Source organism: Mesorhizobium sp. M7A.F.Ca.MR.362.00.0.0 (assembly GCF_004023175.1).
In the GTDB taxonomy this organism is placed as follows: domain Bacteria; phylum Pseudomonadota; class Alphaproteobacteria; order Rhizobiales; family Rhizobiaceae; genus Mesorhizobium.
Genome location: NZ_RZTF01000013.1, coordinates 11,359 through 21,374 on the forward strand (window position 1 = coordinate 11,359; position 10,016 = coordinate 21,374).

Genomic DNA, 10,016 nt, shown 5'->3' on the forward strand with positions numbered 1-10,016 from the left:
TTGATCAACCGGGCATTGGCCGGCGCGGCAGGCGTGCCGTTGCGCCGGATGTCGACAAGCCTGACTTCGGCGCCGGCCTCGGCAAGCGCCCCCGCCACCTCATAGGCGCTGTCATTGTTGGTGGCGACGATGATGCGGCGGCCGACCAGCACAGCGTGGCGCCTCAGATAGGCGAACGCCGCATCCGCCGACATGATGCCCGGCAGATCGTTGTTGGCGAAAGGCAGCGGCCGTTCGATGGCGCCGGTCGCCAGCACGATCTGGCGCGGCCTGACCCGCCACAGCATATCCGGCCGGCCGTCGAAATGACGCTGGTTCAGCCCGACCAGATTGTGGTCGTAAATGCCTAAGGCGGTGGTCGAAGGCAGGATGAGGTGACCGCCAGCGGCAAGCTCGGCAATCGTCTCCTTGACCCATACGGCCGCCGGCTTGCCATCGATCTCACCGGCACGATAGCCAAGCGATCCGCCGGGACTCTGCTGGTCGTCGACCAGTGTGACGGTCAGACCAGCGCCGGCCGCCAGTCTTGCCGCCGCCAGCCCTGCCGGTCCCGCGCCCACCACCAGCACGTCGCAATGATGGTTGATCTGGTCGGCCATGCCGGGCGAGGTCCAGTCGGCATCGACCGTGCCCAGCCCCGCCATGGCGCGGATGCGCGGCTCGAACCTGTGCCAGTCCGGCCACATGAAGGTCTTGTAGTAGAACGCGGCCGGGATGAAGCGCGCAAAACGGTCCAGGAAGGCGTTGCGGTCGGCCAGTGCGCTGGGCGTGGCGTTGACGCTTTTCGCCACCAGTCCGTCGCGCGCCGGCTCGGTCGTGGCGCGCGTGTTGGGCGTCGCCCGCGAGCCGCCGATATCGACCAGCGCGTTGGGCTCCTCGACGCCGGCGCCCCATGTGCCGCGCGGCCGGTGGTATTTGAAGCTGCGGCCGACGACCGCGACGTCACCCGCCAGCAGCGCCGAGGCGATGGTGTCGCCGGCAAAGCCCTGCACGATGGTTCCGTCGAAGCTGAAGCGGATCGGGCGCGAGCGGTCGATGGCGCTGCCGCCGGTGGCAAGACGTGAGGCGGTCACGCGGCATGCTCCCCGTCGAGAGCGGCCGAAGACAGCACCTTGTGGGTGACGGTGTCCCGCTCCATGACGAAGAACTCGCCGCAAATCATGTGGACCCAGATCTCGCGCGCCGTGCCTTTCGGGTTGCCGCGCAGATAGAGGTAGCCAGCCCAGCGATCGGTCGGCACGTCGATGCCATCCGGCCTGACATTGCCGGCATCGCCGCCATAGTGGAATTCGGTTTCGTCGCGCGGGCCGCAGAATGGGCAAGGAAAGAGCTGCATGGCAAACCTCTAATGCGCGATGCCGGAGCCGGCCGCTTCGTCGATCAGCCGGCCGGTGGCGAAGCGATCGAGATCGAAGGGGCGGCTGATGTCGTTGTGTTTGCCTGACGCTAGCAATTGCGCCAGCAGCGTGCCACCGGCGGGAATGGCCTTGAAGCCGCCCGTGCCCCAGCCGCAATTGAGGAACAGGCCGGGCAGCGGCGATTCGCCGATGATCGGCGAGGAATCCGGCACCACGTCGACGATACCTGCCCATTGCCGCATCAGCTTGAGCTGGCCAAAGATCGGGAACATCTCCAGCACGCCGGCAATCACCGCCTCCAGCGTCGGCAAATTGCCGCGCTGCGCATAGGAAGGAATGCGGTCGAGGCCGCCGCCGATGACGATCTCGCCCTTGTCCGACTGGCTGACATAGACGCCGCAGCCGGGCGACAGCACCACCGTGTCGAGGATCGGCTTGACCGGTTCGGACACGCAGGCTTGCAGCGCATAGGAATTGATCGGAAGCCGGAAGCCGGCCTTGGCCGCCAGCACCGAGGAATGCCCGGCCACCGCCATGCCGATACGCTCGGCACGGATCGCGCCCCGCGAAGTCTGGACGCCGCGGCAGCGGCCGCCCTCGACGATGAAATCGGTGATCTCGCAGTTCTGGATGATATCGACGCCGAGCCGGCTCGCCGCCCGCGCGTAGCCCCAGGCGACGGCGTCATGGCGCGCCGTACCGGCCCTGCCTTGCCAGATGCCGCCGAACACCGGGAAGCGCGCATCGGCTGAGAAATTATAGATCGGCGCCACCCGGCGCACATCGTCAGGTGAAAACAGCTCGGCATCGATGCCGTTGATCTGCATGGCGTTGACGGTGCGCGCCCCGATCTCCATCTCGGCAGTCGAGTGGCACAGATTGACCATGCCGCGCTGCGACAGCATGACGTTGTAGTTCAGGTCTTTCGACAATCCCTCATAGAGCTGGTGCGCCAGCCCGTAGAGTTCGACACTTTCGGGATAATAGTAGTTGGAGCGTACCACAGTGGTGTTGCGCCCTGTGTTGCCGCCGCCGATCCAGCCTTTTTCCAGCACGGCCACCCTGGTGATGTTGTGATTCTTTGCCAGGTAATAGGCCGTCGCCAGCCCATGGCCGCCGCCGCCGATGACGATGGCGTCGTAGGACGGCTTCGGCTCGGGCGATCGCCAGGCCGGTTGCCAGCCGGTCTGGCCAGCCAGGCCCTCCTTGAACAGCGACAGGGCGGAATAGCGTGTGGTCATGACGTGCCGGACAGGCCTGATGTTCGGAAAGAAATGTGGATCATCGAATGGTCTTTCGCACCGACGTCATCGGTTCGATCGGTCATGCCCGCATCGCCTTGCCCAGTGGATCATATGGCGACGAAGCGATGACGCGCGCATCTCTTTCGACGCCGACGATGTGGGTTGTCAACGGCGTATCGATATCGGCCGCTTCGCGCTCGACCAGCGCCATGGCGAGGCTCTTGCCGACCGTATGGCCATAGCCGCCGGAGGTGACGAAGCCGGCCAGCCTGCCTCTGTTCCAGACCGGCTCGTAGCCGCTGGCATCGGCATCCGCCGCGTCGATTTCGAGCGTCACCAGCGTGCGCCTCGATGGAGCCTTCTGCTCTTTCAGGGCCGCCTCGCGGCCGATGAAATCGCCCTTGTCGAAGGCGACCCAGCGGTCCATGCCGGTCTCATCAGGCGTATAGTCCTGCGTGAATTCGCGCGACCAGATGCCAAAGCTCTTTTCGAGCCGCAGCGAATTGACCGCGCTGAAGCCGTATTCGGTGACTCCCAGATCGCTGCCTGCGGCAAGTAGCGCGCGGCGCAGGCCCATGTGCTCATTGGCCCGGCAATGAATCTCGTAGCCGAGTTCGCCGATGACCGACAGTCGTCCGACCTTCGCCCGCACCAGTCCGACATCGAACGTCCTGCAGGCGAGAAAGCCGAACGCCTGGTGCGAAACGTCCTGATGTGTGAGGCGCTCAAGTAGCATTCGCGCATTGGGACCGGCGAGCGAGAAACCAACAATGGCGTCCGAAATGTCTCGGACGGTGACGCCGTCGCTCATATGCTGCTCGAACCAGCGCATATGCCACTGTCGCAAATAGTAGGATCCCATGATCCACCAGGAGCCATCGCCCCAGTTGAAGACGGTGAGGTCGCCCTTGAGCTTGCCGTTTTCACCCAGCATCGGCGCGAGTTTTGCGCGACCCGGCCTGGGCAGCGCACAGGCGAGCAGCCGGTCGAGCCAGGCTTCGGCCTGCGGCCCGGCGATTTCGTAACGCGAGAAGGCTGATATATCGAGCAGCCCGACACCTTCGCGCACCTTGCGGCATTCCTGTGCGACAATGTCGAAGGCGTTGGAGCGCTTCAGCGTCGGTATCTCGACGAAGCCTTGCTGCGCGAAATAGAGCGGCACTTCCATGCCCCATGAATTGCCCCAGCGCGCGCCGGCGGCATCCATCGCGTCATGCGCGCCGGCCGTTTTCAAGGGCCGTCCCGCCGGCAGCTGCTCGTTGGGATAGCTCATGACGAAGCGGCGCGAATAGAACTGCCCGGTGGTCTGCCTGATGTATTCGCGGTTGGAGGCGAAGTCGCCATAGCGGGCGATGTCCATGCCGTAGACATCGGCTTCCGGCTCGCCATGGATCATCCATTCGGCCAGCGACTTGCCGACGCCGCCGCCTTGCAGGAAACCGGCCATGACGCCGCACGCCACCCAGTAATTGGGCACGCCGCGCACCGGGCCGACCAGCGGATTGCCATCCGGCGAGAAGGTGAAGGCCCCGTTCACCCAGCGTTTGATGCCAGCTGTCTCCAGGCAGGGGTAACGGCTGAAGCCGAGCGCCAGTTCGTCGGCTATGCGGTCGGTGTCTTCCTGGATCAATTCGATGCCGTAGTCCCAGGGCGCCCCGTCCATGTTCCAGTGCTTGTGGTTGACCTCATAGATACCCAGCAGAAGGCCTTTCTGCTCCTGGCGCATGTAGGTGAAGCCTTCGAGATCGACGATCAGCGGCAATTCCTTGTCCAGTACCTGGATTTCGGGCAACGCCTCGGTGACCAGATAATGGTGCTCCATCGGCGATACCGGCAGGTCGATGCCGGCCATCCTGCCAACCTGCTTGGCCCACAGTCCGCCGGCATTGACGACGTGCTCGGCAATCACCGTGCCCTTCTCGGTGACCACGTCCCAACCGCCATCGGCGCGGCGGTTGAGCTCCAGCACCCGGTTGTGCTCGATGATGTCGGCGCCGCGCAGCCTGGCTGCCTTGGCATAGGCGTGCACGACGCCCGAGGGATCGATATGGCCCTCGCGCGCGGCATAGAGGCCTCCCAGCATGCCGTCGGTGTTGAGGATCGGGCAGCGCTGCTTGATCTCATCGACACCGACCAGGTGGACATCGTCGATGCCCATGGTCTGGAAGATGCGGTAGGAGGCCTTGAGCCATTCCCAGCGCTCCGGCGCCGAGGCGACCGAGATGCCGCCGGTCATGTGCATGCCGATGCTCTGGCCCGATTCCTTCTCGACTTCGGAGAGCAGGTCGATCGTGTAGGCCTGCAGGGCGGCGATGTTGGGATCGGCGTTCAGCGCATGGAACCCGCCGGCCGCATGCCAGCTCGATCCCGCTGTCAGTACCTCGCGTTCGATCAGCGCGACGTCGTTCCAGCCGAACTTCGCCAGGTGATAGAGCACCGAGGCTCCAACCACGCCGCCGCCGATGACGATCGCCCTGTATTGGGATTTCATCCTGTCGCACTCCACCCATTCAGTGGGGCGAACCCTATCGGTATTGTACATATGTGTCTAGAGCTTGGAAAGGCGATGGAATGAGCGGCCCATGACTCCGCTCTGCGCCGATGCAGCAGAGGGGCTCCTCTGCTGCTGTCGGCAGCAAACGTGCTTGCTATTGGGATGCGCTAAGCGAAATCGTCAGGCCGCGGCGGCCGAGCGGGCCTTACTATCGGTTGCGCGAAAGCGTCTTCTCGACATAGCGCGAGAAGTCTTCGACATCCTCCGCCGGAGGCTCCTGGCCGGTGAAGCTGCGCAGATAGCCGGCGACGTGAGGCAGGCGGCTGCTCATCGGCTCGTTGAGCTCAAGCGAGTAATAGCCGATCTGCATGAAGTACAGCACGCGGGCTCGCACGAACGCGTCTTCTTCCTCATAGCCGTGGCGCATGAACATGTCGCGGATGGCGTTGACACGCTCCTCGTCGGCCTCGTCGAGGGCGCGCCGGATGGCGGGCGAGCGGCGGGCCCAGGCCCTGATCGCGAAATCCAGCTGTGGATCGAACAGCCTTTCGTCCACCCAGCATTCGAAAATGCTCATCACCCCGCGAATGACGGTGGCGGATGGCCGCCTGGCGCGTTCGACGATGAATTTGGTGTTGGTCTGCCGCCAATAATCCAGCAGCTGGTCGAGCAGATCCTGCCGGCTCTTGAAATACCAGTAGAAGCTGGAACGCGACACATCGAGCTTCTGTCCAAGTGTCAGCACGCGGACGCGTTCGACACCGTCAGAGATCAACGTTTCGAGCGCAAGCTTCAGCCAGTCTTCGCGAGTGGCCTTGATATTGCCGGTGGCGCCGGCGCGCTGAATCGTCGTTTCGAGAGCTGCCATCGGCACGACGCATGACATGCTGCCTCAGGCAAATCAAGGCTATGGACAGAAGTGTATAGAGGAAATCGGCCCAAGCCGGACGACGCACCATGGATGTTGGCCGCATCGAGGCTCGATGAGGCAATGTCGTCACCCGCCATCCGCGCGGCGCAAGCGGGGGGATTTTTGTCGCGGCTGCTGGTTCACTGTTTGCTTTCCCGCGAGGCAATTGTCTGGCAAATACCAGTTCAGACAGATGCCCGCGCGGCCAACAAGCAGGAACACACGATATGACGCTGTTTCGAAAGAACCTCATCGATGGCGAGTGGGTCGGCGACGCCGGTTCGCGCAACATCAACCCCTCGGATACCGGCGACATCGTCGGCGATTATGCATCGGCGGGTGTCGAACAGGCCCAGCAGGCGATCGCCGCGGCCAAGGCGGCGTTCCCGGCATGGTCCCGTTCCGGTCCGCTGGCGCGCCACGCGGTGCTGAAAAAGACCGCCGACGAGATCATGGCGCGCAAGGACGAGATCGGCCGCAACCTGGCGCGTGAGGAAGGCAAGACACTGGCCGAAGGCATAGGCGAGACCATTCGCGCCGCCCAGATATTCGATTTCTTTGCCGGCGAAACGTTGCGTTTAACCGGAGAGGTCGTGCCGAGCGTGCGACCGGGCGTCGGCGTCGAGATGACGCGCGAGGCGGTCGGCGTGGTCGGCATCATCACGCCGTGGAATTTTCCGATCGCCATTCCGGCCTGGAAGATCGCTCCGGCATTAACCCACGGCAACACCGTCGTCTTCAAGCCGGCGGAGCTGGTTCCCGAGAGCGCCTGGACCATTGTCGACATCCTGCATCGCGCCGGCCTGCCAAAGGGCGTGCTCAATCTCGTCATGGGCAAGGGTTCGGTCGTCGGTCAGGCGATGCTCGACAGTCCCGACGTCAACGCCATCAGCTTCACCGGCTCGGTCGGTACCGGCAAGCGCGTTGCCGCGGCAAGCATCGAACACATGCGCAAGTTCCAGCTTGAAATGGGCGGCAAGAACCCTCTGGTCGTGCTCGACGATGCCGATCTTGCGATCGCCGTCGATTGCGCGCTCAATGGCGCCTTCTTCTCGACCGGCCAGCGCTGCACCGCGTCATCCAGGCTGATTGTGGCTGACGGCATTCACGACCGTTTCGTCGATGCCCTCAAGGACCGCATGAGCAAACTGGTCATCGGCGATGCGCTCGACGCGCAGACCCAGATCGGTCCTGTCGTCGACGCGACGCAGCTGAAGCAGGACGAGGACTATATCGCCATCGGCGTCAGGGAAGGTGCCACGCTCGCCTTCGGCGGCGAGCGGCTCGACCGCAAGACGCCAGGCTTCTACCTGCAGCCGGCATTGCTCACCGAGGCCACCAATGCCATGCGCAGTTCGCGCGAGGAGATTTTCGGACCTGTCGCCAGCGTCATTCGCGTCAAGGACTATGACGAGGCGCTTTCCGTCGCCAACGACACGCCCTTCGGCTTGACCTCCGGCATCTGCACCTCGAGCCTCAAGCATGCCACGCACTTCAAGCGCAATTCGGAGGCCGGAATGGTGATGGTCAACCTGCCGACGGCGGGTGTCGATTTCCATGTTCCCTTCGGCGGCCGCAAGGGCTCGAGCTATGGGCCGCGCGAGCAGGGCCACTATGCGGCGGAGTTCTACACCACGGTGAAGACGGCCTATACGTTCGCAGGCTGATCGGCCGTCGACTGATCAGCCTGACTGATCGGTCACTGCCGACCATGCCGGCAACACCGCCATGCACATCTGGATTGGAGCGGCGCGAAAGGATGACAGTGCAAGATCTGACCTGGCTTAACCCGCCGCCGCACCACGCCATCGAGGGCGATAGCGTTCGTGTGCGCACCGGCAAGGAGACCGATTTCTGGCGCGAGACCTTCTACGGTTTCTGGCGCGACAACGGCCACTTCCTGCACCGGCCTGTCGAGGGCGATTTCAGCGCCGAAGTCACGGTCAAGGGCGACTACGAGGTCCTCTATGATCAGGCCGGGCTGATGGTCCGGCTCAGCGAAACGCACTGGATCAAGGCCGGTATCGAGTACACCGACGGCCTTGCCTATTTCTCCGTCGTCGTCACCAACGACACGTCAGACTGGTCGCTGGTCGCCATTCATGCCGATCCGAACGGCGTCAGGATCCGGTTGACCCGTCACGCCGAGGCGATCCGCGTCCAGTACCTCGACGCTTCCGACAGCCACTGGAAGCCTGTGCGGCTTGCCTATTTCCCGACCTCGAAGACGGTCGATATCGGCATGATGTGCTGTTCGCCGCAACGCGAAGGCTTTGAGGTAACGTTCTCGGATTTCTCCCTCGGTCCGCCGATATCGCGGGAATTGCACGATTGAGACGTGCGGTCTTGCGCTGAACCGCAAGCACTTCGACCTTTGCCACAATCAAGTCTGTAGACCGCCGTGTGCCTCCGGCCGAGCCGGGGGGTTGGCCGCGGCACTGCAGCCGGCGAGATCGTCAGCCAGTTGCGATGCCGCCAGACGGTTCGAAATTTTTGGCCCCTGGTTCGGCTCAAGGCGGTGCAAGGCAGGACGTTGCAACGCTATTGGCATCCGCGCTAGGAGTTGCCGATGGGCAGGTTTCGAAGGGCTGTCAAAAGAGCCGTCTACTCCAGGGCGCTAAGGTTTCTTGGCGTTCCGCCCGTGCTGTGGTCGCAGGGCATCGGGCATTTCTGCGATTTCGCCGGGCCGCGCTGGTATCGCAACGCGCCAACTGCATCTACGCAGAGCGAGGCATTTTTCCGCCAACATTACAGCGGCGCGCATGGCATCGTCTGGCTGCGCCTGAGCACCTTGTCCAGGGATCGCGATGCGCAAACCTGCGACCTCGACACGTTTGTCAGGATCGTGCTGCCGACGATTACGGCACCATTCACGCTGCTGACGACCGATGGGGATGCTTCGGTGCCGTCGGATCTGGCGAAGGACACCGTCGACCAGCTTCTCGCCAACCCTTTCCTGGTCTCCTGGTACAGCCAGAATTGTGATGGCACTCACCCCAGGGTGAAGCCTTTCCCGATCGGGCTCGATCTTCACACGCCTAGGTCTCTTGCCACGCCGGCAGGGCTTGTGAAGCAACTGGAAATCATACGCGCCCGGCAGGATCATGTGGACCGCCGTCCGCCCAGGCTGTTCTCTGATTTCAGCATCAGCAATGGCTCGAGGCAGCGCCGGGAACTGCTTGATGCCCTGGGCGGATGTCCGCACGTCGATTTCCTGACGAAACGCGTCTCGCAACGCTCGATCTGGCAACTGTACTCGCAATACCCGCTTGTGCTGTCCACCGAAGGCAATGGCCTGGACTGCCATAGGACATGGGAGCTGTTTTATCTCGGCTGCATCGTCGTCACCAGGACCTCGCCGCTCGACCCGCTCTACCAGGGCCTGCCTGTCATTATCGTCGATGACTGGCATGAGGTGAGGGATCCCGATGCGCCGAGGCGCTGGATAGAGCAGGTCGCGCATCTGACCGACCGGGACCATGTTTGGCGACGCTTGCATCCGCAAACCTATCTCGGCCCCATTCGGCAAGAGCTTCAGCACGCATCCCGATAGGGCAGGCCACGAAATTCCGGCTGGACGTCGTGCGAAGCGGGGCTCCTGCAAGCGATGTGGAACGATGTCGCTCCTCCATATCTGGCGGAGGGAGGGATCATGTGCCAGCCTCGTCCAGCCCCAGCCCGCCGCGGACGGCATCGCGGATGGCTTCTGGGCCGAACCTTGCCCAAACCGCTTGATGCGCGCGGACGCGCTGCCGTGCCCTGCGGTCCGTATCCAGGCAAAGTCCGACAGCCGTTTCGGCAAGCCTTTCATCGGTATCCGACAGCAACAGCTCCTCCCCATCGACCAGGTCCAGGCCCTCGGCCGCCAAAGGCGTGGCGATCACCGGCACGCCCCACGCCATCGCCTCCAGAATCTTGATGCGGGTGCCGCCGCCTGCCGCAAGCGGGATGATGGTGAGATGCGCTCTCGACAGAAGCGGCGCCATGTCTTCGGGGTCTTCGACGAGCTC

At 63.5% G+C, this 10,016-nt stretch carries 9 protein-coding genes; 3 read left to right on the forward strand and 6 right to left on the reverse strand.

What is annotated here, in order from left to right; all coding sequences use genetic code 11:
• The 5 genes from EOC06_RS41585 to EOC06_RS03600 all read right to left on the reverse strand — a co-directional run.
• A partial coding sequence (locus EOC06_RS41585) for a 2Fe-2S iron-sulfur cluster-binding protein (RefSeq protein ID WP_245469308.1) occupies window positions 1-1,073 on the reverse strand: 1,073 nt, incomplete at its 3' end.
• A complete protein-coding gene (locus EOC06_RS03585; RefSeq protein WP_127272032.1) occupies window positions 1,070-1,336 on the reverse strand; it encodes a sarcosine oxidase subunit delta in 267 nt (88 codons plus the stop codon). The genes EOC06_RS03585 and EOC06_RS41585, both read right to left, overlap by 4 nt.
• A 9-nt stretch (window positions 1,337-1,345) precedes the next feature.
• A complete protein-coding gene (locus tag EOC06_RS03590; protein WP_128287591.1) occupies window positions 1,346-2,599 on the reverse strand; it encodes a sarcosine oxidase subunit beta in 1,254 nt (417 codons plus the stop codon).
• An 82-nt stretch (window positions 2,600-2,681) separates the two neighbouring features.
• The gene (locus EOC06_RS03595) at window positions 2,682-5,093 is read right to left on the reverse strand and encodes an FAD-dependent oxidoreductase (protein WP_128307111.1); all 2,412 of its coding nucleotides are present in this window, start codon (window positions 5,091-5,093) and stop codon (window positions 2,682-2,684) included.
• A gap of 211 nt (window positions 5,094-5,304) precedes the next feature.
• Window positions 5,305-5,964: a TetR/AcrR family transcriptional regulator gene (locus EOC06_RS03600; protein ID WP_164748900.1), complete on the reverse strand. Its 660-nt coding sequence runs from the start codon at window positions 5,962-5,964 to the stop codon at window positions 5,305-5,307.
• 269 nt (window positions 5,965-6,233) lie between these two features.
• On the opposite strand from EOC06_RS03600, the gene EOC06_RS03605 reads away from it, so the two are divergent.
• From EOC06_RS03605 to EOC06_RS03615, 3 genes are all read left to right on the forward strand, one after another.
• Window positions 6,234-7,673, forward strand: a complete 1,440-nt coding sequence (locus EOC06_RS03605; RefSeq protein ID WP_128307112.1) for an aldehyde dehydrogenase family protein — start codon at window positions 6,234-6,236, stop codon at window positions 7,671-7,673.
• A gap of 92 nt (window positions 7,674-7,765) precedes the next feature.
• On the forward strand, window positions 7,766-8,341 hold the full coding sequence (locus tag EOC06_RS03610) for a DUF1349 domain-containing protein (protein ID WP_128287590.1): 576 nt from the start codon (window positions 7,766-7,768) through the stop codon (window positions 8,339-8,341).
• 234 nt (window positions 8,342-8,575) lie between these two features.
• Complete coding sequence (locus EOC06_RS03615) at window positions 8,576-9,559, forward strand: hypothetical protein (RefSeq protein WP_128307113.1); 984 nt, start codon at window positions 8,576-8,578, stop codon at window positions 9,557-9,559.
• Between the two features lie 97 nt (window positions 9,560-9,656).
• On the opposite strand, the gene EOC06_RS41590 is transcribed toward EOC06_RS03615, so the two are convergent.
• The coding region (locus EOC06_RS41590; protein ID WP_245469309.1) for a glycosyltransferase at window positions 9,657-10,016 on the reverse strand (360 nt) is incomplete at its 5' end.

Excerpts from the sequence above, each read along its gene's own strand:
- EOC06_RS03585 (WP_127272032.1), bottom strand. The coding sequence starts at position 1,336 with ATGCAGCTCTTTCCTTGCCCATTCTGCGGCCCGCGCGACGAAACCGAA.
- EOC06_RS03590 (WP_128287591.1), bottom strand. The coding sequence starts at position 2,599 with ATGACCACACGCTATTCCGCCCTGTCGCTGTTCAAGGAGGGCCTGGCT.
- EOC06_RS03595 (WP_128307111.1), bottom strand. The coding sequence starts at position 5,093 with ATGAAATCCCAATACAGGGCGATCGTCATCGGCGGCGGCGTGGTTGGA.
- EOC06_RS03600 (WP_164748900.1), bottom strand. The coding sequence starts at position 5,964 with ATGGCAGCTCTCGAAACGACGATTCAGCGCGCCGGCGCCACCGGCAAT.
- EOC06_RS03605 (WP_128307112.1), top strand. The coding sequence starts at position 6,234 with ATGACGCTGTTTCGAAAGAACCTCATCGATGGCGAGTGGGTCGGCGAC.
- EOC06_RS03610 (WP_128287590.1), top strand. The coding sequence starts at position 7,766 with ATGACAGTGCAAGATCTGACCTGGCTTAACCCGCCGCCGCACCACGCC.
- EOC06_RS03615 (WP_128307113.1), top strand. The coding sequence starts at position 8,576 with ATGGGCAGGTTTCGAAGGGCTGTCAAAAGAGCCGTCTACTCCAGGGCG.